The sequence below is a fragment of the Pseudomonas sp. OVF7 genome (assembly GCF_030644265.1).
Taxonomy (GTDB): Bacteria; Pseudomonadota; Gammaproteobacteria; order Pseudomonadales; family Pseudomonadaceae; genus Aquipseudomonas; species Aquipseudomonas gorinensis.
Map to the genome: position 1 here is coordinate 736,692 of NZ_CP128996.1, position 22,579 is coordinate 759,270.

At 61.9% G+C, this 22,579-nt stretch carries 22 protein-coding genes; 14 read left to right on the forward strand and 8 right to left on the reverse strand.

Annotated features, from left to right (window positions below):
- Window positions 1-57: 57 nt before the first annotated feature.
- The 6 genes from QU606_RS03350 to QU606_RS03375 all read left to right on the forward strand — a co-directional run bounded on the left by QU606_RS03350 (window position 58) and on the right by QU606_RS03375 (window position 6,420).
- Window positions 58-978 carry a LysR family transcriptional regulator gene (locus QU606_RS03350; RefSeq protein ID WP_024073208.1) on the forward strand — a complete coding sequence of 307 codons (921 nt, stop codon included), beginning with the start codon at window positions 58-60 and terminating at the stop codon, window positions 976-978.
- An 88-nt stretch (window positions 979-1,066) separates the two neighbouring features.
- Window positions 1,067-2,461: a uracil-xanthine permease family protein gene (locus QU606_RS03355; protein WP_024073207.1), complete on the forward strand. Its 1,395-nt coding sequence runs from the start codon at window positions 1,067-1,069 to the stop codon at window positions 2,459-2,461.
- 87 nt (window positions 2,462-2,548) lie between these two features.
- The gene (locus QU606_RS03360) at window positions 2,549-3,208 is read left to right on the forward strand and encodes a TetR/AcrR family transcriptional regulator (RefSeq protein WP_024073206.1); all 660 of its coding nucleotides are present in this window, start codon (window positions 2,549-2,551) and stop codon (window positions 3,206-3,208) included.
- Between the two features lie 12 nt (window positions 3,209-3,220).
- Window positions 3,221-3,802, forward strand: coding sequence for a YigZ family protein (locus tag QU606_RS03365; protein WP_024073205.1), 582 nt, complete (start codon window positions 3,221-3,223; stop codon window positions 3,800-3,802).
- A 388-nt stretch (window positions 3,803-4,190) separates the two neighbouring features.
- Window positions 4,191-4,877 carry an SDR family oxidoreductase gene (locus tag QU606_RS03370; RefSeq protein WP_024073204.1) on the forward strand — a complete coding sequence of 229 codons (687 nt, stop codon included), beginning with the start codon at window positions 4,191-4,193 and terminating at the stop codon, window positions 4,875-4,877.
- A 184-nt stretch (window positions 4,878-5,061) separates the two neighbouring features.
- Window positions 5,062-6,420, forward strand: coding sequence for an 8-oxoguanine deaminase (locus QU606_RS03375; RefSeq protein WP_168233593.1), 1,359 nt, complete (start codon window positions 5,062-5,064; stop codon window positions 6,418-6,420).
- Window positions 6,421-6,482: 62 nt separating this feature from the next.
- On the opposite strand, the gene QU606_RS03380 is transcribed toward QU606_RS03375, so the two are convergent.
- Window positions 6,483-7,571, reverse strand: coding sequence for a calcium:proton antiporter (locus tag QU606_RS03380; protein ID WP_024073202.1), 1,089 nt, complete (start codon window positions 7,569-7,571; stop codon window positions 6,483-6,485).
- 193 nt (window positions 7,572-7,764) lie between these two features.
- Here QU606_RS03380 and QU606_RS03385 point away from each other — a divergent pair, with 193 nt between their 5' ends.
- A complete protein-coding gene (locus QU606_RS03385; protein WP_024073201.1) occupies window positions 7,765-8,718 on the forward strand; it encodes an adenosine deaminase in 954 nt (317 codons plus the stop codon).
- Between the two features lie 75 nt (window positions 8,719-8,793).
- On the opposite strand, the gene QU606_RS03390 is transcribed toward QU606_RS03385, so the two are convergent.
- The 3 genes from QU606_RS03390 to QU606_RS03400 form a co-directional block, all read right to left on the reverse strand.
- A complete protein-coding gene (locus QU606_RS03390; protein WP_024073200.1) occupies window positions 8,794-10,164 on the reverse strand; it encodes an MFS transporter in 1,371 nt (456 codons plus the stop codon).
- Window positions 10,165-10,280: 116 nt separating this feature from the next.
- Window positions 10,281-10,976, reverse strand: a complete 696-nt coding sequence (locus QU606_RS03395) for a helix-turn-helix transcriptional regulator (protein ID WP_024073199.1) — start codon at window positions 10,974-10,976, stop codon at window positions 10,281-10,283.
- A gap of 152 nt (window positions 10,977-11,128) precedes the next feature.
- Window positions 11,129-12,040, reverse strand: a complete 912-nt coding sequence (locus QU606_RS03400; protein WP_193690143.1) for a LysR family transcriptional regulator — start codon at window positions 12,038-12,040, stop codon at window positions 11,129-11,131.
- Window positions 12,041-12,157: 117 nt separating this feature from the next.
- Here QU606_RS03400 and QU606_RS03405 point away from each other — a divergent pair, with 117 nt between their 5' ends.
- The 3 genes from QU606_RS03405 to QU606_RS03415 all read left to right on the forward strand — a co-directional run bounded on the left by QU606_RS03405 (window position 12,158) and on the right by QU606_RS03415 (window position 13,935).
- A complete protein-coding gene (locus tag QU606_RS03405) occupies window positions 12,158-12,451 on the forward strand; it encodes a putative quinol monooxygenase (RefSeq protein WP_024073197.1) in 294 nt (97 codons plus the stop codon).
- 142 nt (window positions 12,452-12,593) lie between these two features.
- The gene (locus tag QU606_RS03410; protein WP_277379109.1) at window positions 12,594-13,607 is read left to right on the forward strand and encodes a zinc-binding alcohol dehydrogenase family protein; all 1,014 of its coding nucleotides are present in this window, start codon (window positions 12,594-12,596) and stop codon (window positions 13,605-13,607) included.
- 145 nt (window positions 13,608-13,752) lie between these two features.
- Window positions 13,753-13,935 (forward strand): hypothetical protein, encoded by a 183-nt coding sequence (locus QU606_RS03415; RefSeq protein WP_024073195.1) that lies wholly within the window; start codon window positions 13,753-13,755, stop codon window positions 13,933-13,935.
- Between the two features lie 8 nt (window positions 13,936-13,943).
- On the opposite strand, the gene QU606_RS03420 is transcribed toward QU606_RS03415, so the two are convergent.
- Together QU606_RS03420 and QU606_RS03425 are read right to left on the reverse strand one after the other, a co-directional pair.
- Window positions 13,944-15,137 (reverse strand): multidrug effflux MFS transporter, encoded by a 1,194-nt coding sequence (locus QU606_RS03420; protein WP_024073194.1) that lies wholly within the window; start codon window positions 15,135-15,137, stop codon window positions 13,944-13,946.
- Window positions 15,138-15,223: 86 nt separating this feature from the next.
- A complete protein-coding gene (locus tag QU606_RS03425) occupies window positions 15,224-15,421 on the reverse strand; it encodes a heavy-metal-associated domain-containing protein (RefSeq protein ID WP_069075180.1) in 198 nt (65 codons plus the stop codon).
- 147 nt (window positions 15,422-15,568) lie between these two features.
- Here QU606_RS03425 and QU606_RS03430 point away from each other — a divergent pair, with 147 nt between their 5' ends.
- The 3 genes from QU606_RS03430 to cueR all read left to right on the forward strand — a co-directional run bounded on the left by QU606_RS03430 (window position 15,569) and on the right by cueR (window position 18,620).
- Complete coding sequence (locus QU606_RS03430; RefSeq protein WP_168233598.1) at window positions 15,569-15,949, forward strand: hypothetical protein; 381 nt, start codon at window positions 15,569-15,571, stop codon at window positions 15,947-15,949.
- A 65-nt stretch (window positions 15,950-16,014) separates the two neighbouring features.
- Complete coding sequence (locus tag QU606_RS03435) at window positions 16,015-18,216, forward strand: cation-translocating P-type ATPase (protein WP_304998112.1); 2,202 nt, start codon at window positions 16,015-16,017, stop codon at window positions 18,214-18,216.
- A gap of 2 nt (window positions 18,217-18,218) precedes the next feature.
- On the forward strand, window positions 18,219-18,620 hold the full coding sequence (gene cueR / locus QU606_RS03440; RefSeq protein ID WP_069077361.1) for a Cu(I)-responsive transcriptional regulator: 402 nt from the start codon (window positions 18,219-18,221) through the stop codon (window positions 18,618-18,620).
- Window positions 18,621-18,800: 180 nt separating this feature from the next.
- On the opposite strand, the gene QU606_RS03445 is transcribed toward cueR, so the two are convergent.
- On the reverse strand, window positions 18,801-19,700 hold the full coding sequence (locus tag QU606_RS03445) for a PA4780 family RIO1-like protein kinase (RefSeq protein WP_024073189.1): 900 nt from the start codon (window positions 19,698-19,700) through the stop codon (window positions 18,801-18,803).
- 134 nt (window positions 19,701-19,834) lie between these two features.
- On the reverse strand, window positions 19,835-21,112 hold the full coding sequence (locus QU606_RS03450) for an acetyl-CoA C-acetyltransferase (RefSeq protein WP_304998113.1): 1,278 nt from the start codon (window positions 21,110-21,112) through the stop codon (window positions 19,835-19,837).
- A gap of 114 nt (window positions 21,113-21,226) precedes the next feature.
- On the opposite strand from QU606_RS03450, the gene QU606_RS03455 reads away from it, so the two are divergent.
- Window positions 21,227-22,579, forward strand: coding sequence for a 3-oxoacyl-ACP reductase (locus QU606_RS03455; protein WP_024073187.1), 1,353 nt, complete (start codon window positions 21,227-21,229; stop codon window positions 22,577-22,579).

Below are 22,579 nucleotides of genomic sequence, written 5' to 3' on the forward strand. Positions count from 1 at the left end.
GGGATAAAGTCGGTGAAATTCAACTCTTCTAACCTTCAGTCAGGGATTCACTAAACTATGAGCAGTCGCCGACCCGATCCCCTGGCTCAAGTCAGTGACTTCGATATTCGCCTGCTGCGTATCTTCCGCAGCGTGGTGGAATGCGGTGGCTTCTCGGCGGCGGAAACCGTGCTGGGCATCGGGCGCTCGGCCATCAGCCAGCAAATGAGCGACCTGGAGCAACGCCTCGGGTTAAGGCTGTGCCAACGCGGGCGCGCCGGTTTCTCCCTGACCGAAGAAGGCCGCGAGGTCTACCAATCGGCCCTGCAACTGTTAAGTGCCCTGGAAAGCTTTCGCACCGAGGTCAACGGCCTGCACCAGCATTTGCGCGGCGAGTTGATCATTGGCCTCACCGACAACCTGGTCACCCTGCCCCACATGCGCATCACTCACGCCCTGGCGCAGTTGAAGGAGCGCGGTCCGGACGTGCAAATCCAGATCCGCATGATCGCGCCCAATGAAGTGGAACAAGGCGTACTCGACGGGCGCCTGCATGTCGGTGTGGTGCCCCAGGCCAGTGCATTGTCCGGCCTGGAATACCAACCGCTGTACAGCGAACGCTCACTGCTCTACTGCGCGGTTGGCCATCCCCTGTTTTATGCCGACGACAAGCAACTGGACGACGAACGTATCAACACCCAGGACGCCATCGCCCCCACCTTTCGCCTGCCCGCCGAGATCCAGGCCCACTACCAGGCACTCAATTGCACTGCCAGCGCTTCGGACCGCGAAGGCATGGCGTTCCTGATCCTGACCGGCCGCTATATCGGCTACCTGCCCGACCACTACGCCAGCCTCTGGGTGCAACAAGGCCGACTGCGCGCGCTGAAATCGGCTACACGCTTTTACGATTTGAGCCTGGCTTCGGTCACGCGCAAAGGCCGTCGCCCCCATTTGGTGCTGGAAAGCTTCCTGGAAAGTCTGGCGGCAACACGGTAATTCGGGCTCCACACAAAAAGCTGAGCAACTGGACAGCTTTTTGCAAGGGCACTGGGACCTAGAACCGTCCGCCTCGAGTTTGCCCGCCATGCCACCAGAATCTTCCAGCCCCAGTGACCTGATCTACGGCCTCAATGACCGCCCAAAACCCTTAGCGGCGATATTGGCCGCCCTGCAACATGTACTGGCGGCCTTCGTCGGTATCATCACTCCGCCGCTGATCATCGGCTCCACCCTGGGCCTCACCGCCCACCTGCCCTACCTGATCAGCATGGCGCTGATGGTGTCCGGTGTCGGCACATTCATCCAGGCACGCAGGCCATTTGGCATCGGCGCCGGCATGATCTGCCTGCAAGGCACCAGCTTTGCGTTTCTGGGCGCGGTGTTGTCGGCCGGGTTCCTCGTGAAGCAACGCGGCGGTAGCCCGGAAGACATCATGGCGATGATCTTCGGTGTGTGCTTTTTCGGCGCAGCCGTCCAGATCGTACTGAGCCGATTTATCGGTCAATTGCGTCGAGTAATCACGCCGCTGGTCACCGGGATTGTCATCACCCTGATCGGCATCAGCCTGATCAAGGTTGGGATCACCGACCTGGGCGGCGGCTTCAACGCCCCCGATTTCGGCGCGCCCACCAACCTGGCGCTGGGCCTGTTCGTGGTATTGACCATTATCCTGCTCAACCGCTCGAATACCCCATGGGTGCGCCTCTCGGCGATCATCATCGGCCTGGCCCTTGGCAGCATAGCCGCCTGGTTCAGCGGCAAGCTGGTGCCCCAAGCCCTGCCCGACCTGCCCTTGATCAGCGTGCCGATGCCGTTCCGTTTCGGTTTCAACTTCGACTGGAGCGCCTTCCTGCCGATCGCGCTGATTTATCTGATCAGCAGCATCGAAACCGTGGGCGACCTTACCGCCAATTGCATGATCGCCCGCCAGCCCATCAGCGGGCCTTCCTATATAGGCCGGCTCAAAGGTGGCGTGCTGGGGGACGGCGTCAGTTGCATGATCGCCGCGACGTTCAGTGCGTTCCCCAACACGACCTTCGCCCAGAACAATGGCGTGATCCAACTCACCGGCGTCGCCAGCCGTTACGTTGGCTTATACATCGGTGTCGTGTTGTTTTGCCTCGGCCTGTTTCCGCTGATCGGCGCGGTACTGCAGCAGATCCCCAAGCCGGTATTGGGTGGTGCAACCCTGGTGATGTTTGGCAGCGTGGCAGCGGCCGGCGTGCGCATCCTGGCGCAGGCACCGCTGGACCGACGCAGCATGCTGATCATCGCCACCTCCTTTGGCGTGGGCCTGGGCATTGCCGCCCAACCCAACCTGCTGCACTTGATGCCAACCCTGGTGCAAAACCTGTTCGACTCGGCCATCACCAGCGGCGGGCTGACGGCCATCGTGTTGTGCCTGCTGCTGCCGGAAGCCAAGGCGGGCACCGCTGCCGCAAACCACGGGCCAGAAAGCGACACTCTGGAACCGCTTTGACGCTTTTATTGCATCAGGACTTGTCTGAGGCTTGAGGGTGGGTTATCTGTGCACACGTCGTCTCTATCGATCAGCACGGAAACCTCCATGAGCCTCGAAGTTCCTGCCCACAGCAACCCCGCCGGGAAGCCCGCCAGCCGTATTCGGCAAAAGAACGAACAAGCGATTCTTCAAGCGGCTGAAGATGAATTCGCGCGCCATGGCTACAAGGGCACCAGCATGAACACCATTGCTGCCAGTGCCGGGTTGCCGAAAGCCAACTTGCACTACTACTTCACCAACAAGCTGGGCCTGTATATCGCGGTGCTCAGCAATATCCTCGAACTGTGGGACAGCACCTTCAACGCGCTGACCGCCGAGGACGACCCTGCGGTGGCACTCACGCGCTACATCCGCACCAAGATGGAATTCTCGCGGCGCCAGCCGCAGGCCTCACGCATCTTCGCCATGGAGATCATCAGCGGCGGCGAATGCCTGACCGAATATTTCAGCCAGGACTACCGCGCCTGGTTCAGCGGCCGGGCCGCGGTATTCCAGGCCTGGATCGACGCCGGCAAGATGGACCCCATCGACCCCGTGCACCTGATCTTCCTGCTGTGGGGCAGCACCCAGCACTACGCCGACTTCGCCACCCAGATCTGCCGCGTCACCGGTCGCACCAAACTGACCAAGCAGGATATGGAAGACGCCGGCACCAACCTGATCCACATCATTCTCAAAGGCTGTGGCATCAAGCCTGCCTTCTAGACGACGAAACTTATGCCTTTCACGCTTACCGGCCTTTGCGAATTTCGTGAAGAAATACGCAAAAGCCGCTTCATCACACTCGCAGCACCGATCACCAGCCCACAAGAAGCCCAAGGGTTTATCGAGCAGCACAGCGACCTGAACGCCACACACAACTGCTGGGCCTGGAAGCTGGCCGATCAGTACCGCAGCAACGACGACGGCGAACCCGGCGGTACGGCGGGCCGGCCGATCCTGGCGGCGATTGAAGCCCAAGGTTTTGATCAGGTCGTGGTGCTGGTGATTCGTTGGTATGGCGGCATCCAGTTGGGCACTGGTGGATTGGCCCGTGCCTACGGCGGCGGCGCGAATAAATGCCTGCAAACGGCCGAACGTATTGAATTGATCAGCCGGGTACCGCTCAGTTGCGCCTGCGGATTCTCCGAACTGAACCTGGTCAAGCTGCGCGTCGCCGAACTCGGCGGCTTGGTCGTGGAGGAAACCTTCACCGCCAATGGCGTGGAATTGCAACTGGCCCTGGGCGAACTGCAGATCGAGACCCTGCAAATCCAGCTCGCCGACTTAAGCCGTGGGCGCATCCTGCTGCAACGCTGAAACTGCCCACATCTACTGTGCACCTGCCTGTGGATAAGCTGAGCACATTCGTCTGTAACCCCTCTGTCACAAGGGTTTGCGGGCATTGATCAGTTTTTGTTCAAGCTAGCCGGTCCCCAAGCCAATCTCACTCCAAAACAGTCAGTTAGGCTGCTTATGGCCTTTAGAACAAAGGAGCGCAGCGCTTATATCCACAGCCGTGGCTTGCGCACAATAACTGTGGAGCAAGCTGTGGATAACCCGTGCAAGAGTACACAGGTCGCACGCCGTGCAATGCTCGGCGCAAACTGTACGTTTTTTGATCAGCAAGGCCCGCTCCTTTTTTTCGACGCCTGCGGTAAGGTGGTGCGCTGAATTCCCTGAATCGCGTCTGAAAAGGAAGCTCTTCATGTCTACGCCAAAAACCGCACTGATCATCGGCGCCTCTCGCGGGCTGGGTCTTGGCCTGGTCCAGCAACTGCTCCAAGACGGCTGGGACGTGACCGCCACCGTGCGTGACCCGAACAAGGCCGATGCACTGAAAGCCGTTGGCCCGGTTCAGATCGAGAAACTCGACATGGACGATCAGCAAGCCGTGATTGCCCTGAGCCAGCGCCTCAAGGACCGCACCTTCGACCTGCTGTTCGTCAACGCCGGCGTCAAGGGCCCCGCCAACCAAGAGCCCGGCCACGCCACCCTGGCGGAAGTCGGCCAGCTGTTTTTCACCAACGCCGTGGCGCCGATCAACCTGGCCCAGCGCTTTGTCGGACAGATCCGCAAGGACAGTGGCGTGCTGGCCTTCATGAGTTCGGTGCTGGGCAGCGTCACCATTCCCGATGGTTCGGACCTGGCGTTGTACAAAGCCAGCAAGGCCGCACTCAACTCGATGACCAACAGCTTTATCACCCAACTCGGCGATCAAAAATTGACCGTGCTGTCCCTGCACCCAGGCTGGGTAAAAACCGACATGGGCGGCGAAAACGCGCACATCGATGTCGCCACCAGCGTACGTGGCCTGGTCGATCAGGTGAATGCCTACACCGGCAAAGGCGGCCATCACTTTGTGGACTACCGGGGCCACACCATTCCTTGGTAAGCCGCGATCAAAGGTGGGAGCGCGCTGGCTCGCGATGAACTCGAAAGCCGCGCTTTCCTACAGCTAGACCAGATCCAGAACTACACGTAATCTACCCATCTCGCCCTCCCCGGCGACCCTGGATCAGCAGACAGGGCAACACTGAGCTGGCAAACCTGAACCCATCATTCAGAGGAGCCGGCCAATGCCTGCGACCCGTACCTGGTTAAAAAACCCCCGCGCGATTTTCACTGCCAATGGCCTCGATGCCCGTGGCGGCCTGGTGCTGCAAGACGGTGTGATCACCGAAGTGCTGGGCATAGGGCAAGCACCTGCGCAGCCCTGTGCACAAGTATTCGATGCCCGCGAGCATGTGGTTCTTCCAGGGTTGATCAACACCCATCATCACTTCTATCAAACCCTGACCCGTGCCTGGGCGCCGGTGGTCAACCAGCCGCTGTTTCCATGGCTGAAGACCTTGTATCCGGTATGGGCGCGACTGACCCCGGAAAAGCTCGCCCTCGCGTCCAAAGTTGCGCTGGCGGAGTTACTGCTTTCAGGCTGCACCACGGCAGCTGACCACCACTACCTGTTCCCCGACGGCCTGGAAAATGCCATCGACGTGCAAGTCGAAACGGTGCGCGAACTGGGTATGCGCGCCATGCTCACCCGCGGTTCCATGAGCCTGGGCGAAGCCGACGGTGGCCTGCCGCCGCAACAGACGGTGCAAGAAGGCTCTGTCATCCTGGACGACAGCCAACGCCTGATCCGCCAGTACCACGAACGCGGCGATGGCACGCAGATCCAGATCGCCCTCGCGCCCTGCTCACCGTTTTCCGTCACCCCGGAAATCATGCGCGCCAGCGCCGAACTGGCCGAGAGCCTCGATGTACGCCTGCACACTCACCTGGCGGAAACCCTCGACGAGGAAGATTTCTGCCTGCAGCGCTTCGGCCTGCGCACCGTGGATTACCTCGACAGCGTCGGCTGGCTCGGGCCGCGCACGTGGCTGGCACATGGCATTCATTTCAACCCGGACGAAATCGCGCGCCTGGGTGCCGCCGGCACCGGGGTCTGCCACTGCCCAAGTTCGAACATGCGCCTGGCTTCCGGTATTTGCCCGACCCTCGACCTGCTCGCGGCCGGCGTGCCCATCGGCCTGGGCGTGGACGGCTCGGCCTCCAACGATGCCTCGAACATGATCCTCGAAACTCGCCAGGCGCTGTACATCCAGCGCCTGCGATACGGCGCGCAAAAAATCACACCCGAGGGCGTGCTGGGCTGGGCGACCAAAGGGTCGGCACACCTGCTGGGCCGTACGGACATCGGTGAATTGGCCGTGGGCAAACAGGCCGACCTCGCGCTGTTCAAACTGGATGAGCTGCGCTTCTCCGGCAGCCACGATCCGATTTCAGCGCTGCTGTTGTGCGGCGCCGACCGCGCGGACCGGGTAATGATCGCCGGCAAATGGCGGGTGATCGACGGACAGGTCGAAGGCCTGGACCTGAAAGGCTTGATCGCCGATCACAGCCAGGCGGCGCGGCGGCTAATCGCCGGAACCTAAGTCAAACACGGGTCAGAATGTGGGAGGGAGCTTGCTCCCTCCCACATTGGATTGCGCGGTGCTTACAAGCCCAACATCGACAACATGATAAACGTCGCAAACAACACAAAATGGGTCATCCCTTCGATGGCGTTGGTTTCGCCATCGTTGAGGTTGATCGCGCTGACGATCAGCGTGATCAGCACCATCACCGTTTGCACCGGCGTCATCGCCATCTGGAACGGCTGCCCGGTGTAGAGCGCCATGGCCTCCATCACGGGCACCGTCAGGATCACCGTCGACAACGATGCCCCCAGCGCAATATTCACCACCGACTGCATGCGGTTGGCCAACGCGGCCCGCAACGCCGTCAGAATTTCCGGTGCCGCCGAGATAGCGGCGACCACGATCGCCGTGACCACCGGCGGAGCGCCCGTGCCTTCCAGGCCGAGGTCGAGCGTCTTGGACATCACCTCGGCCAGCGCACCGATCACAATCACGCCAAACACCAGGGTGCCGATGGAGAACGCCAGGTTCACCGGCGGCGCCTCTTCCTCCGGCAATTGCTTGCGACGCTTTTCCGGGTAGCTGTAGCTGAAGAAGTAACTGTGCGGGCCCACCTGCATGCGCAGGAACAAGGTGTACAGCACCACCATCGCGCCGATGGTGAATGCAGAGTAAATTTTCCAGTCCGCCTCAGGGATAAACTCCGGCACCACCATCGACACGCCCATGGCAGTGAGGATCATCACGCTGTAGGTCCGCGCCGAATCATCGTTGTAGGATTGTTCGCCGTGCTTGATCCCGCCCATCAGCGCGGCCAGGCCGAGGATGCCGTTGATGTCGAGCATCACCGCCGAATAGATGGTGTCGCGCACCAGCGTGGGGGACGGTTCGTTACTCATCATGATCGCCAGGATCACCACTTCCACCAGCACGGCGGCCAGGGTCAGGATCATGGTGCCGTAGGGGTCGCCCACCTTTTCCGCCAGTTGCTCGGCATGGTGGGCAACGCGCATGGAGGCGACCACGATAAAGCCGATCAGCACCAGGCCGGCCAGCAGCGCGACCATTTGCCCGCTGTGGAGCATCCAGTGCTCCAGCGGATAGGCGGCGATGGCGGCAATCAGCGCCAGCAGCATGAATTTTTCTTGCTTGAGGGATGTGAGCATTCCGGGCCTTTTAGTGCGGCAGATCAGTCATTGATGGGGTACAGACTGCGCCAAGCCGCTAACGTTTCGTTACACCTTAGTTCACGTCGCCCTTGCGTGAATCAAACCAATACTCTCCTGCTGGTCAGGTTTTGCCGATTATTTCAGCCATGGCCTGTAGAATGCCGCCATTGCACCTGATGAGATTTTAGAAATGTACGATTGGCTCAACGCCCTGCCCAAGGCTGAATTGCACCTGCACCTGGAAGGCTCGCTGGAGCCGGAGTTGCTGTTCGCCCTGGCCGAACGCAACAAGATTGCGCTGCCGTGGAACGACGTCGAAACCCTGCGAAAGGCCTATGCCTTCAACAACCTGCAAGAGTTTCTCGACCTGTATTACAAGGGCGCCGACGTGTTGCGCACGTCCCAGGATTTCTACGACCTGACCTGGGCCTACCTGCTGCGTTGCAAGGCGCAGAACGTGATTCACACCGAACCTTTCTTCGACCCGCAGACCCACACCGACCGTGGTGTGCCGTTCGAAGTGGTGCTCAACGGCATCGCCGCGGCGCTTAAAGATGGCGAGCAACAATTGGGCATCACCAGTGGTTTGATCCTCAGCTTCCTGCGCCACTTGAGCGAAGCCGAAGCCGAGAAAACCCTCGACCAGGCCCTGCCGTTCCGCGATGCGTTCGTGGCCGTCGGCCTGGACAGTTCGGAAATGGGCCACCCGCCGAGCAAGTTCCAGCGCGTGTTCGACCGCGCTCGCCACGAAGGCTTCCTCACGGTGGCCCACGCCGGCGAAGAAGGCCCGCCGGAGTACATCTGGGAAGCCATCGACTTGCTGAAAATCCAGCGCATCGACCATGGCGTGCGCGCCATCGAAGACGAACGCCTGATGCAGCGCATCATCGACGAGCAGATCCCGCTGACCGTATGCCCACTGTCCAACACCAAGCTCTGCGTGTTCGACGACATGGCCCAGCACAACATCCTCGAGATGCTCGAACGTGGCGTGAAGGTGACGGTGAACTCGGACGACCCGGCGTACTTCGGCGGCTATGTCACCGAGAACTTCCACGCGCTGTACACCTCCCTGGGCATGACCCAAGACCAGGCCAAACGCCTGGCGCAAAACAGCCTGGATGCGCGACTGGTCAAACCGTAACCCGCACTCACTGGATGAATGCAGGCTGGATGTGGGAGGGGCACCGCTCCTCCCACAGTGGTTGCGTGTTGCGCTTTAGATTTCGGCGAGTTCCTCAAGCGTCTTGCCCTTCGTTTCCATCCCGAACACCCATACCACCAGTGCGGCCACCGCAAAACACAGCGCCCCCAAGGCAAACACCCCGCCCTGGCCGGTGATCGGGAATACCAACCCCGTCACCAACGGCCCCAGCAACGACCCGACCCGGCCAATTGCCGATGCAAACCCGGAGCCCGTCGCGCGCGCCGAGGTGGGATACAGTTCCGGCGTGTAGGTGTACAACACCGCCCACATGCCAAACAGGAAGAACTGCATCAACAGTCCTGACGTAATCAGCAGGCCAACGTTGCCGCCAAACACCGCGCTCTGCCCATACAGGAACGCCATCACCCCGCCGCCCAGCAACGTCACGACGCACACCGGCTTGCGCCCCCAACGCTCCACCAGCCAAGCCGCCATCAAGAAGCCGGGGATCCCGCCCAGGGAAATGATCACGGTGTAGTACACCGACTGGGTCACGGCAAAACCCGACTGCTGCAACAGCGCACTCAACCACGAGGTCAACCCGTAGAAGCCGAGCAAGGCAAAGAACCACACGCTCCAGATCATCATCGTGCGTTGGCGGTACTGCGCCGACCACAATTGCTGAAACGCCGAGAAAAAATTCCCCGGCGCACTCTCCACCCGTGGCAGGCGGATGGGCTGCGGCAAGTCAGCACGGCCCAGGGAGTCACGCACCTTTTGCTCGATGCCCAACAGCACCTTGTCTGCCGCCTCAGTTCGCCCGGCCTGCTCCAGCCAGCGCGGTGACTCCGGGATAAAAAACCGGATCGCCAACACGAAGACCGCCGGCACGGCCAGCACCAGGAAGATGTCGCGCCAGCCAATCACCGGCAACAAGAAATAACTCAGCACGCCCGCCGCCACAAAGCCCAACGGCCAGAACCCATCCATCAAGGCGATATAGCGCCCGCGCCGTTTGGCCGGAATCAGCTCCGAGAGCATCGACTGCGCGATGGGAAACTCCATGCCCATGCCTATGCCCAGCAGGATGCGAAACAACGTCAGCGTCTCCACCGTCTGCGCGGTGGAACACAGGTAGCTGGCAATGCCCCACAACACGATGCTCCACTGGAATACCGGCTTACGCCCAAAACGATCCGCAAGCATCCCGGACAACGAAGCGCCCACCACCATGCCGAAGAAACTCGAACTGGCGAGCAAGCCGGCCTGTGCCGTGCTCAGGCCGAACTCGGCTTTGATCGAGCCTAGAAGGAAAGTCATCATCGCCAGGTCCATGGAGTCGAAGAAAAACGCCAGGGCGATGATGATAAAGATGACTCGGTGGTAGCCACTGATGGGCAACCGTTCCAATCGCTCTGCCGCGCTATAGCCTTGCTTACCCATGCCGCACCCCGTGTGTGGAAATCCCCTCAGCGAGTGTGCGGCATCGTTTTTCCCGATTATTGCTGGATGCGACCTGACCGAAACTCTGAACGACCCTGCTACCGCGCAAACCGAAACTAGTGCCCGTGGGAGGCAGCCAAACGGGTGATTTCCACCAAGCCGGTATCGCTCACCAGCAACGTCAGGGAATCATTGAGCGCGTTGATCCAGTTCGACTGCATGAACAGTTGCAACAGCCCCGCCCCCAACGCGCCCCCAAGGTGGGGTTGCTGCTGGCTCCAGTCGAAACAGTCGCAGACCAGCGGAGACGCCAGGGCCTGGGTGAAAATGCCCAGGCCCGCCAGGTGCTGCGCGCCTTTAACGGTCACCTCGATACGCTGCTCGTGACGCTCGATCCACCCTGCCGCCAGCATCCGTTGATACAACGCCGCCGCCAGTTCACCGCCCAGATGGCCATGGCACAACCGTGCGCGGCGCAACAGCGGTGGCGCCACCAGTGCCACCGGTAATGCATTCGGCGTAGTACGCACCGCACTGGCCATGGTGGTACTGGCCAGGGCATCGATGGCGGTGGTGACATCGGCGGCGGCCACGCGAAACAGCCGTTTGCCGCGACGCGCCTCGACCCGCAGCAAGCCGCTGCCGGCCAGGCGCGCCAGGTGCGCATTGGCCGACGCCGGTGACAGCCCGGCGAGTGTCGCCAACTCATCCGCAGACTTGGTCGATCCGTCCATCAACGCCCAGAGCATTGCGGTGCGTTTGGGCTCGGCGAGCAAGCTGGCGATCTGGCTGATGCAAGGTGCCTGTTCCATCGTTTCACTCCCTGTTAAATCATATGTCTGCTGCGGTTGGCGCCAAAGTATAGGTGCGCAAACAGCCGGTTCCGCGGCGTCCGACAGCTCAGAACAGGACAGGACCTGAGTGAAGTTTCCTGCTTTGCTGGAGGCAATTACCCGGAGGTCAATTACTCCAACCTTTGCGCTGTCAATTTCGCACAGCGGGACACGAGCATTTCCCGCAGCAGGTTGATGGGTTTGCTCAATTGCGCGCGGTGCGCGCACAGCAGATTGAGCGGCGTACGTTCGCCGCGCAGCTCCGGCAGGATCACGCGCAAGCGCCCAGCCAGTACATCGGTGCTCACATCCAGCCAGGACTTGTAGGCAATGCCTACACCCGCCACCGCCCAACGTCGCACCACATCAGCGTCATCACTGAAGCGGTCACCGCTGACCGTCAGGCTGACTTCGCGTTTGCCGTCGTGGAAACTCCAATGGTCATGGACGCGACTGCCGAGCATGTACAACAGGCAATTGTGCTGGGCCAGTTGCTCCAGATGACGCGGCGCCCCCATCCGCGCGAGGTAGCTGGGCGCCGCACACAGCACACGCAGATTGTCCGGTGCGACAGGCAACGCGATCAGGCTGGAGTCCTCCGGCTCGCCGTAGCGCAGGGCGATGTCCACCGGTTGACGGAACAGGTCGGCGATCCGATCGCCCAGCAACAGGCGCACCGTCAACTGCGGGTACTCACGCTGGAACTCGTCCAGCCACGGCAACAGCTGGTTGCGACCAAAATCCGACGGGGCTGACAGCTGCAACACGCCGCTGACATGGTCCTGGCCGCTGGCGAGCAAGCGGCGCCCTTCATCCAACGACCCCAGCGCCGCACGTGCATATTCCAGGAAGCCTTCCCCTTCGGCGGTCAGGCGCAGGCTGCGGGTGGAGCGCGCCAGCAACCGCGCGCCCAGTTGTTGTTCAATTCGCTTCAAGGCGGCACTGGCCACCGCGGGCGACAGGTCCATGACCCGCGCCGCCGCCGACAAACTGCCCAAGTCCGCCGCCCGAACAAACAACTGCAAATCATCGAAACGCAGCATTCAACCCATCCATTATCAAAATATTATTGAAACAGACTGCTGTTTTAGCCGCTTTTATCTTCGCCTGAAATAGCCAATGATCGGTGCATCTCATTCATCCCGTGTCAGGAGTCGAATATGTCCGCTGCCTTTAACGTCATCGCCACGCTGATCGCCAAACCCGGCCAACAAGACACCCTGGAACCCCTGCTGCGTGGCCTGTTGGCACCGACCCGCCTGGAAGCCGGGTGCGAGCAGTACGACCTGCATCAGGACCTGCAACACCCCGAGACCTTCTACATGCTCGAACGCTGGAGCAACGATGCAGCGCTCGCCGCCCACGACCAAAGCGCCCATATCCAGAGCTTCCGCGCCAAGGCCGCTGATGTGCTCGAGCACTTCGAACTCAAGCGCCTGAAATTTCTCGCCTGATCACTCTGCTTTTTTTGTAGGAGCGAGCGTGCTCGCGAAAATCGTAAACGATGACGCAGCGCTTCTGGTTCAGCACGGCGCCTATGCGTTTTCCCCGAGCAGGCTCACTCCTACAGTCAATCCCCAACTTCTGGAGCCCCCCATGAAAGCCATTGCCTACTACGCCTCACTGCCAATCAACGACCCCAAGTCCCTGCAAGACATCGAGCTGCCGGCGCCCATCGCCGGCCCGCGCGAGCTGCTGGTGGAGGTCAAAGCCATCTCGGTCAACCCGGTGGACACCAAGGTGCGCCAGAACGTCGCCCCGGAAAACGGCGCCGCCAAAGTGCTCGGTTGGGACGTGGCCGGCGTGGTCAAGGCGGTCGGCAGCGACGTGACGCTGTTCAAGGCCGGCGACAAGGTGTTCTACGCCGGCTCCCTGGTTCGCCCGGGCGGCAACAGCGAGCTGCACACCGTGGACGAGCGCATCGTCGGCCATATGCCCAAGAGCCTGGGTTATGCCGAGGCTGCTGCGCTGCCGCTGACCGCCATCACCGCCTGGGAACTGTTGTTCGAACGCCTGCAAGTGCGTGAAGGTAAAGAAGACGAAGGCCAGAGCCTGCTGATCGTCGGCGCGGCCGGCGGCGTAGGTTCGATCCTGACTCAGTTGGCCAGCCAGCTCACCGCATTGAAAGTCATAGGCACCGCGTCACGCCCGCAAACCCAAGCGTGGACCAAGGCCCTCGGCGCCGACCTGGTGATCGACCATAGCCAACCCCTGAGCGAAGCGCTGGAAGCCGCCGGCCACCCGCAAGTCACCCACGTCGCCAGCCTGACCCAGACCGACCATCACCTGGATCAACTGGTGGAAGCCTTGCAGCCCCAGGGCAAGCTGGCACTGATCGACGACCCCAAGGCGCTGGACGTGAGCAAGCTCAAGCGCAAGAGCCTGTCGCTGCACTGGGAATTCATGTACACCCGCTCGATGTTCGAGACGCCGGACATGATCGAGCAGCACAACCTGCTCAACCGCGTGGCCGCGCTGATCGATGACGGCACCCTGAAAACCACGGTGGGCGAGCACTTCGGTGTGATCAATGCCGAGAACCTGCGCCGCGCCCATGCGCTGCTGGAAAGCGGCAAGGCCAAGGGCAAGATCGTGCTGGAAGGGTTTTAAGACCGGTCTGTCGGTGTCGCCCGTTCTTCCTGCGAAGAACGGACGACACCGCTAGTCAGAGAGTTGACTTTTGTCATATTTGTGAACGTGTTCGGGTTTATATTGGCCGCCTTTGCCACGATTCTTTTACATGAGGAAGTCAGCAATGAAGATCCTGATAAAAGCGTTAGCAAAATCCCCGGGCAATAAATGGCAGGTCCGTCTCGACGGCGACGCTTTCACCTTCCGCAGTGAAGCCGAGGCCCGCGCCTTTGCCGACACCCTGCAAGCCCGCATCCAGGCCCCCCATCGCTTTCCGCTCGGCCAGCAACGCTCCGCCGCTGGCTGATCCGTACCTCAGTCCTGCGCCTGCACGGCCCTGGCCCGTTGCAGGCGCTGGGTCGACATCGCAATCGTCACCGCCAATACACCGCACAAGCTGATGACCATGGCCATCGGCATCGCCGTGCCGTCATGCAGCACGCCCACCAACGAAGCGGCACCCGCTGCCACACCGAACTGAATGCAGCCGAGCAACGCCGAAGCGCTCCCGGCCCGAGCGCCCTGCCCGCTCATCGCACACGCCGAGGTGTTGGGCAAAATACAGCCCAGGCTGGCGATGCAGATAAACAGCGGCACCAGCAATGGCCACAAGGCCTGCGTGCGTAACGCTGCAATACCGAGCAAGGTCAACGCGGCCAGGACATAGACCCACACCGTGCGCGACAACAAAAACGCCGGGCCGCGCTTGGCCAGCAAGCGCGCGTTAACCTGGGCAACCAGGATGAAGCCCGCGGCGTTGGAGCCGAACAACCAGCCGTAATGCTCGGCAGGCACGCCATAGAGTTTGATGAATACGAACGGCGATCCGGCGATATAGGCAAACATGCCGGCAATAGAAATACCCCCGGTCAACGCGTAGCCCAGGTAAACCGGGTCTGACAGCAGCGCGCCATAACGGCGCAGCGACCCGGACAAAGGCTGGCGCGGCTGATGGGCCGGGAAGGTTTCCGGCAACCCGAACGCCACAGCGATGGCCGCCATCACGCTGAACACCGACAGGGCCAGGAAAATCGACTGCCAACCCCACACCCCCACCATCACCCCACCCGCCAACGGCGCGAGAATCGGCGCCAGGCCGGTCACCAGCATCAATTGCGAATACACCTTGGCCGAGCCCACGGCATCACATTTATCGCTGACCACCGCTCGCGAAATCACCATGCCCGCACATCCGCCGAGGGCCTGCACGAAACGTGCGCCGATCAGCCATTCGAGGGAGGGTGCATAGGCACAGGCAAAGGATGCCAGGGTGAACAGGGTCACGCCGCTGAGCAGCGGCACACGTCGGCCAAAGCGGTCCGCCAGCGGACCATAGATCAATTGACCGATCGCCAGCCCCCCGAAATACACCGCCAGGGTCAGCTGGATATGTTTTTCATCGGTGGCGAAAGCCGTGGCCATCGCCGGAAAACCGGGCAGGTAGAAGTCGATCGCCAGCGGCGCAAAGGCGCTCAAGGCACCCAAAATCAGGATTATTCGCAGGTTCATCGGGCACCCAAGTGAGTCGGCAGCCCGACAGTCTAGCCGCGCTTGAGTGCCTTGAACATTACGTTAGCTCGCTAACTATCAGAAAATCAGGCGAGCGTGGCTGTGTAACCCTCTTCGCCGATCAGGCTGATGATCTGCTCGGCAGGCAGGCGGCTTTCAACCTCAACCTTCTTGGCCGCCAGATCGACCTTCACACTGGCCGCCGGGTCTTGACCCTGCACCGCCTGGGTCACCGCCCGAACGCAATGGCCGCAGGTCATTCCTTGAACGTTGAATATTTGCATGACATGACTCCTTGAATGAGGTTGGACCCAGTCTCAACCTTGCCACGATAGCAAGGTCAAGTTTTGAAAATATCAGCCGGGCTGGTATTCGGGCGCGGCCTCGGCCAAGCTTCACTTATCTTTGATGTGAACCACGGAGCATTCGCCATGCGCTGGTCGTTTTTTGCCCTTGCCGGCCTGATGAGCCTGTCTACCGCTGCGCCCATGGCCAGTGCCGCCGAAGACTATGCAGTGCTGATCATTTCCCGCGAACGCCTGGAAGTACCGACCAACTGCGAGATCGGCCTGTACATCCAGGACCAGTTGGCCGGGCGCTTGTTTCAGGAACAGTCCACCTCATTCAACCTGCCCGCCGGCAATGTGTCGTTGCGCCTGAAGTTGCTGCCGGGCCAATCGCCCGGTTGCCTGCCTGGCCTGCTGGCGCCACCCGCGCAGAACATCACGCTGAAGGCCGGTGACGTGCGCAAGCTGCGCATCGCCCAAGGCCCCGAAGGCATGTACCTCAAGCCCGCGGCATTGGAGTATTAAAGGCGCTTGACCTTCCCCACAGGTCAAGGTTGATCCTAGGGGCAACGTCTTAGGAGGACTGCCCCATGAATGGATCCACCACGTTTGACCTGCCCATCGGTGGCATGACCTGCGCCAGCTGCGCCGGGCGTGTCGAGCGCGCGTTGGGCAAGGTGCCGGGAGTGCAACGTGTCAGCGTCAACCTGGCCAACGAGCGCGCCCATATCGAAGTACTCGGCCAGATGGACCCCGCCGTGTTGATCGCCGCCGTCGACAAGGCCGGCTACACCGCCTCCCTGCCGCAAACCGAAACCAAGACCGACGCCGATCAGGCCCAGCGCCTGCACCGCGAACGCTGGTCGCTGACGCTGGCTATTGTGCTGGCGTTGCCCCTGGTGGTGCCGATGCTGGTGCAACCCTTCGGCCTGCACTGGATGCTCCCGGCCTGGGTGCAGTTCGCCCTGGCCACGCCGGTGCAGTTCATCTTTGGTGCACGTTTTTATATCGCCGCGTGGAAAGCCGTGCGTGCCGGCGCCGGCAATATGGACCTGTTGGTGGCCATCGGCACCAGCGCCGGTTACGGCCTGAGCCTGTATGAGTGGCTCACTGCCCCGGCCGGCAGCATGCCCCATCTGTATTTCGAAGCCTCGGCGGTGGTGATCGCCCTGGTGCTGCTCGGCAAATACCTGGAAAGCCGCGCCAAACGCCAGACCGCCAGCGCCATCCGTGCGCTCGAAGCCCTGCGCCCGGAGCGGGCGATCCGGGTGCGTGAGGGCCAGGAAGAGGACGTCGCCATCAGCGCGCTGACCCTCAATGACCTGGTGCTGGTCAACCCCGGCGAACGCTTCCCGGTGGACGGTGAAGTGGTGGAGGGCCAGAGCCACGCCGATGAAGCCCTGATCAGCGGCGAAAGCCTGCCGGTGCCAAAACAACCGGGGGACAAGGTCACCGGCGGCGCCATCAACGGCGAAGGACGCTTGCTGGTACGTACCCTGGCCCTCGGCGCAGAGAGCGTACTGGCGCGGATCATCCGCCTGGTGGAGGACGCCCAGGCCGCCAAGGCTCCGATCCAGAAACTGGTGGATAAAGTCAGCCAGGTCTTCGTCCCGACCGTGCTGGTACTGGCGTTGATCACGCTGCTGGGCTGGTGGCTGTATGGCGCCTCACTGGAGACAGCGATCATCAATGCGGTCGCGGTGCTGGTGATCGCCTGCCCATGTGCCCTGGGCCTGGCCACACCGACCGCGATCATGGCGGGCACCGGCGTCGCCGCGCGCCACGGCATCCTGATCAAGGACGCCGAAGCCTTGGAGCGTGCCCATGCCGTGAGCGCCGTGGTATTCGACAAGACCGGCACCCTCACCTCCGGTACGCCAAAAATCGCGCACCTGGCGGCGGTCGACGGCAACCAATCCCTGTTGCTGCAACAGGCCGGCGCCCTGCAACGCGGCAGCGAACACCCCCTGGCCAAGGCCGTGCTGGATGCGTGCAACGAGCAAGGCTTGAAGGTCGAGGATGTCAGCGCCAGCCAATCCCTGACCGGGCGCGGCATTGCCGGCACCCTCGACGGCCGGTTACTGGCCCTGGGCAACCGGCGCCTGCTGGAGGAAAGCGGTTTGGAGGCAGGCGACCTGGCCGCCTCCGCCAAGCATTGGGAAGCCGAAGGCCGTACCTTGTCCTGGTTGATCGAACAAGGCGCGCAACCGCGTGTACTGGGGCTCTTCGCCTTCGGTGACACCCTCAAGCCCGGCGCGCTGGAGGCGGTGACACAACTCAAGGCGCGACACATCAGCAGCCATTTGCTCACCGGCGACAATCGCGGCAGTGCCCAGGTGGTCGCCCAAGCGCTGGGCATCGACGATGTGCATGCCGAAGTGCTCCCCGCCGATAAAGCCGCCACCGTGGCCGAACTGAAGAAAACCGGCGTGGTGGCGATGGTCGGCGATGGCATCAACGACGCCCCGGCGCTGGCCGCCGCCGATATCGGTATCGCCATGGGGGGCGGCACCGACGTGGCCATGCACGCAGCCGGCATCACCCTGATGCGCGGCGATCCACGCCTGGTACCGGCCGCGCTGGAGATCAGCCGCAAGACCTACGCGAAAATCCGCCAGAACCTGTTCTGGGCCTTTGTGTATAACTTGATCGGCATTCCCCTGGCGGCGTTCGGTCTGCTCAACCCGGTATTGGCCGGCGCGGCGATGGCGCTGTCCAGCGTCAGCGTGGTAAGCAATGCCCTGCTGTTGAAAACCTGGAAACCCAAGGATCTGGAGGACCCGCACCCATGAGCATGAACATCGGCCAAGCGGCGCGCTCAAGTGGCTTGAGCGCGAAGATGATTCGCTACTACGAATCCATCGGCCTGCTGAAAGCCGCCCATCGCACCGACAGCGGCTACCGCGTGTACGGCCCCGACGAGTTGCACACCCTGGCGTTTATCAAGCGTTCGCGGGACCTGGGGTTTTCCCTGGAGGAAGTCGGCAAGTTGCTGGCCCTGTGGCAAGACCGGCACCGGGCCAGCGCCGACGTGAAAGCCTTGGCGCGCCAGCATATCGAGGAGTTGAACCAGAAGATTCGCGAGCTGGGGCAACTGCGCGATACGTTGCAGGACCTGGTGGAGCACTGCCAGGGGGATCACCGGCCGGATTGTCCGATTCTCAAGGAGTTGGCGTCGGGCAGTTGCTGCGCCTGAAGGAGTAAAAGGTGTACACAAAACCAATGTGGGAGGGGGCTTGCCCCCGATAGCAGTGGACCAGTCAATACAAGTATCGACTGATACGGCGCCATCGGGGGCAAGCCCCCTCCCACATTTTTAGATCTCCAATTGCTTGAAGATCACTTCCTCACTTTTAGATCGACAACAGCGTAGGGATCACTGCATCCAAGGCGGCGGCGGAGGCTCTTCCGACGCTTTGCCTGGCGGCGCATCATCCGCCGCTCGAATCGCCTGGCGTCGCTCTTCATCCAGCCGCGCTGCTTCGATTTCGCGGATCACGCCGCCGACATCCGCCAGCTCTTCCGGTTCGTCGAACTCGCCGGTCAAGATGCTGGCCGGGTGCAAAGTGCCGGCTTCATACAACGCCCACATTTCCTTGGCGTACTTGGTCTTCTTCAACTCCGGCGCAAAACGCCCGAAGTAGGACGCCATGTTGCCCACATCCCGCTCCAGCATGTTGAACGCGTGGTTGTTGCCCGCCGCATCCACCGCTTGGGGCAGGTCGATGATCACCGGCCCCGTAGGTGTGAGCAGTACGTTGAACTCGGACAGGTCACCGTGCACCAGGCCGGTACACAGCATCAGCACGATCTGGGAAATCAGGAAGGCGTGGTATTCGCGCGCCTGGTCCGGCTCCAGCACCACATCATTCAGACGCGGCGCCGCATCGCCGTACTCGTCGGCCACCAGTTCCATCAACAGCACGCCTTCGAGGAAGTCGTAGGGCTTGGGCACGCGAACGCCGGCACCGGCCAGGCGGAACAACGCCGCGACTTCAGCGTTCTGCCAGGCGTCCTCGGTTTCTTTCTTACCGAACTTGGAACCCTTGGCCATGGCCCGGGCCTGCCGGCTGTTGCGGACCTTGCGGCCTTCCTGGTATTCGGACGCCTGACGAAAACTTCGTTTATTCGCCTCCTTGTAAACCTTGGCGCAACGCAATTCGTTGCCGCAGCGCACCACATAAACAGCTGCTTCTTTACCACTCATGAGTGGGCGCAGCACTTCGTCGACCAGACCGTCTTCGATCAGGGGTTCAATGCGTTTAGGAGTCTTCATCAGCTTTTATTGTGGGTCCTTTATTACCAAACACGCGTATGGCACTCGTTATACGGCAATCCACTCGCCTCGGGGAGGGGCTACCGACCTTTGACCGTTTAAGAATGCATCCAATATGCCAATTTCCGGCGCAATCAACGTTCGATGATTGCCGTCACACCTTGCCCACCGGCGGCGCAGATCGAAATCAGCCCGCGTCCCTTGCCCGCGGCATCCAGCAGCTTGGCCAGGTTGGCGACGATACGCCCACCGGTGGCAGCAAACGGGTGCCCGGCTGCCAGCGAACTGCCCTTGACGTTGAGCCGGCTGCGGTCGATAGACCCCAGCGGCGCATCCAGCCCGAGGCGTGTCTTGCAGTAGTCCGCATCCTCCCACGCCTTGAGCGTGCACAACACCTGGGCCGCGAACGCTTCGTGAATCTCGTAGTAATCGAAGTCCTGCAGCGTCAGGCCGTTCCTCGCCAGCAAACGCGGCACGGCGTACACCGGCGCCATCAACAGGCCCTCGGCACCGTTGACGAAATCCACCGCCGCCGCTTCGCCATCGCGCAGGTACGCCAGGATCGGCAAACCGCGCTCCCGAGCCCAGGCTTCGCTGCCGAGCAGCACCAGGGAGGCGCCGTCGGTCAGCGGCGTGGAATTGCCGGCGGTGAGCGTACCTTTCTCGCTGCGTTCGAAGGCAGGCTTGAGCGCAGCGAGTTTTTCCAGGGTCAAGTCGGGGCGCAGATTGTTGTCACGGGTCAGGCCGAGAAACGGTGTCAGCAAATCGTTGTGCCAGCCCTCGGCATAGGTCGCAGCCATTTTCTGGTGGCTTTCCAGGGCCAGCTGGTCCTGTTCTGCACGGGGAATCTGCCAGGTTTGCGCCATCAACTCGCAGTGTTGGCCCATGGACAAACCGGTGCGTGGTTCGCCATTGCGCGGCAGTTCCGGCTTGAGGTGATGGGGACGAAGTTGTAACAGGACTTTTAGTCTATCCGCCAAGGTTTTGCTGCGATTGGCTTGCAGCAGAATCTGGCGCAGCCCTTCATTCACACCGATGGGGGCATCGGACGTGGTGTCCACCCCGCCGGCAATCCCGCACTCGATCTGGCCCAAAGCGATCTTGTTGGCCACCAGCAACGCGGCTTCAAGCCCGGTGCCGCAGGCCTGCTGGATGTCGTAGGCCGGGGTTTGCGGCGACAGGCGCGAACCGAGCACGCACTCGCGGGTCAGGTTGAAGTCACGGGAATGCTTGAGCACCGCCCCGGCGGCCACCTCGCCCAAGCGCAGGCCGTGCAGGTTGTAGCGTTCGATCAGGCCCTCCAGGGCCGCGGTCAGCATCGCCTGGTTGCTCGCCGTGGCATAAGGGCCATTGGAGCGGGCGAAAGGAATGCGATTACCGCCAATGATCGCTACACGGCGCAATTGAGTCATGGAAAGCTCCCTGTCGGTTGTGGGGTAAGACTCTCAGACTAGCCTAGGCTCAATCGAACGACTGCCGCCCCGGGGTGGTCAACCCTTTGAACCCCAGCCTTCGGAGAGCGTTCCATGTCTGACCGTTATATCGACTTCGCCAACTCAAGCCTCGGCCATCGACTGGTCGCCGCCATTGGCTTGCCGTCACCGGTACGTCTGGAGCGCTGGCAAGCCGGGCGCCTGCGCCCGGTCGAAGGCGCACTGTTGCTGGGCGGCGGCGCGCTGGCGGCCAAGGTGCTGGCATTTGCCAACAAACTCACTGATGCCACCTACCACTATGGCCCCGAGCCGCTGGAAGCAACGACCTGGATTCCCGGGCATGGCCCCAAAATCAAAGCCGTGGTGTTCGATGCCAGCGACTTGCAGCACACCGACCAGCTCAAGCAACTGCGCGAGTTCTTCCAGCCATTGCTGAAAAACCTCGATCACAGCGCCCACCTGGTGATCCTCGGCCGCGCCCCGGAGAGCCTCAGCGACCCATTCGCCGCCAGCGCACAGCGCGCCGTGGAAGGCTTCAGCCGCTCTCTGGCCAAGGAACTGCGCAACGGCGGCGTGTTGCAGTTGCTGTACGTCGGCGACGGTGCCGAAGACCAGCTCGAAGGCGCCCTGCGGTTCTTCCTCTCGCCCAAGAGCGCCTATATCTGCGGCCAGGTGATTCGCCTGCAAGCCTGCGCCACACCGGTGGAGGACTGGACGCGCCCGCTGGCCGGGCGCAAGGCACTGGTCACCGGCGCCGCCCGGGGCATTGGCGCTTCCATCGCCGAAACCCTGGCCCGCGATGGCGCCGAAGTGATCCTGCTCGACGTTCCCCAGGCGAAAGCCGACCTCGAAGCCCTGGCCGCGCGCCTGGGTGCGCGCACCCTCGTGCTGGATATCTGCGCCGAAGATGCCGCCGCCCAATTGATCGAACACCTGCCGGCGGGCCTCGACATCCTGGTGCACAACGCCGGTATCACCCGCGACAAAACCCTGGCCAACATGACCCCGGAGTACTGGGACGCCGTGCTGGCGGTCAACCTCAATGCGCCGCAGGTGCTGACCAAGGCCCTGCTCGACAGCGGCACCCTGCACGACAACGCTCGCGTGGTGCTGCTGGCCTCCATCAGCGGTATCGCCGGCAACCGTGGGCAAACCAATTATGCCGCGAGCAAGGCCGGGCTGATCGGGCTGGCCGAAGCGTGGGCACCGCTGCTGAAGGAACGCGGGATCAGCATCAATGCCGTGGCACCGGGCTTTATCGAAACCCAGATGACCGCGCATATCCCCTTCGCCCTGCGCGAGGCCGGACGGCGCATGAGCTCACTGGGCCAGGGTGGCTTGCCCCAGGACGTCGCCGAAGCGGTGGCGTGGCTCGGCCAGCCGGGTTCCGGAGCAGTCAGCGGCCAGGCACTGCGGGTGTGCGGGCAAAGTCTTCTGGGAGCATAA

Excerpts from the sequence above, each read along its gene's own strand:
- QU606_RS03350 (WP_024073208.1), top strand. The coding sequence starts at position 58 with ATGAGCAGTCGCCGACCCGATCCCCTGGCTCAAGTCAGTGACTTCGAT.
- QU606_RS03355 (WP_024073207.1), top strand. The coding sequence starts at position 1,067 with ATGCCACCAGAATCTTCCAGCCCCAGTGACCTGATCTACGGCCTCAAT.
- QU606_RS03360 (WP_024073206.1), top strand. The coding sequence starts at position 2,549 with ATGAGCCTCGAAGTTCCTGCCCACAGCAACCCCGCCGGGAAGCCCGCC.
- QU606_RS03365 (WP_024073205.1), top strand. The coding sequence starts at position 3,221 with ATGCCTTTCACGCTTACCGGCCTTTGCGAATTTCGTGAAGAAATACGC.
- QU606_RS03370 (WP_024073204.1), top strand. The coding sequence starts at position 4,191 with ATGTCTACGCCAAAAACCGCACTGATCATCGGCGCCTCTCGCGGGCTG.
- QU606_RS03375 (WP_168233593.1), top strand. The coding sequence starts at position 5,062 with ATGCCTGCGACCCGTACCTGGTTAAAAAACCCCCGCGCGATTTTCACT.
- QU606_RS03380 (WP_024073202.1), bottom strand. The coding sequence starts at position 7,571 with ATGCTCACATCCCTCAAGCAAGAAAAATTCATGCTGCTGGCGCTGATT.
- QU606_RS03385 (WP_024073201.1), top strand. The coding sequence starts at position 7,765 with ATGTACGATTGGCTCAACGCCCTGCCCAAGGCTGAATTGCACCTGCAC.
- QU606_RS03390 (WP_024073200.1), bottom strand. The coding sequence starts at position 10,164 with ATGGGTAAGCAAGGCTATAGCGCGGCAGAGCGATTGGAACGGTTGCCC.
- QU606_RS03395 (WP_024073199.1), bottom strand. The coding sequence starts at position 10,976 with ATGGAACAGGCACCTTGCATCAGCCAGATCGCCAGCTTGCTCGCCGAG.
- QU606_RS03400 (WP_193690143.1), bottom strand. The coding sequence starts at position 12,040 with ATGCTGCGTTTCGATGATTTGCAGTTGTTTGTTCGGGCGGCGGACTTG.
- QU606_RS03405 (WP_024073197.1), top strand. The coding sequence starts at position 12,158 with ATGTCCGCTGCCTTTAACGTCATCGCCACGCTGATCGCCAAACCCGGC.
- QU606_RS03410 (WP_277379109.1), top strand. The coding sequence starts at position 12,594 with ATGAAAGCCATTGCCTACTACGCCTCACTGCCAATCAACGACCCCAAG.
- QU606_RS03415 (WP_024073195.1), top strand. The coding sequence starts at position 13,753 with ATGAAGATCCTGATAAAAGCGTTAGCAAAATCCCCGGGCAATAAATGG.
- QU606_RS03420 (WP_024073194.1), bottom strand. The coding sequence starts at position 15,137 with ATGAACCTGCGAATAATCCTGATTTTGGGTGCCTTGAGCGCCTTTGCG.
- QU606_RS03425 (WP_069075180.1), bottom strand. The coding sequence starts at position 15,421 with ATGCAAATATTCAACGTTCAAGGAATGACCTGCGGCCATTGCGTTCGG.
- QU606_RS03430 (WP_168233598.1), top strand. The coding sequence starts at position 15,569 with ATGCGCTGGTCGTTTTTTGCCCTTGCCGGCCTGATGAGCCTGTCTACC.
- QU606_RS03435 (WP_304998112.1), top strand. The coding sequence starts at position 16,015 with ATGAATGGATCCACCACGTTTGACCTGCCCATCGGTGGCATGACCTGC.
- cueR (WP_069077361.1), top strand. The coding sequence starts at position 18,219 with ATGAACATCGGCCAAGCGGCGCGCTCAAGTGGCTTGAGCGCGAAGATG.
- QU606_RS03445 (WP_024073189.1), bottom strand. The coding sequence starts at position 19,700 with ATGAAGACTCCTAAACGCATTGAACCCCTGATCGAAGACGGTCTGGTC.
- QU606_RS03450 (WP_304998113.1), bottom strand. The coding sequence starts at position 21,112 with ATGACTCAATTGCGCCGTGTAGCGATCATTGGCGGTAATCGCATTCCT.
- QU606_RS03455 (WP_024073187.1), top strand. The coding sequence starts at position 21,227 with ATGTCTGACCGTTATATCGACTTCGCCAACTCAAGCCTCGGCCATCGA.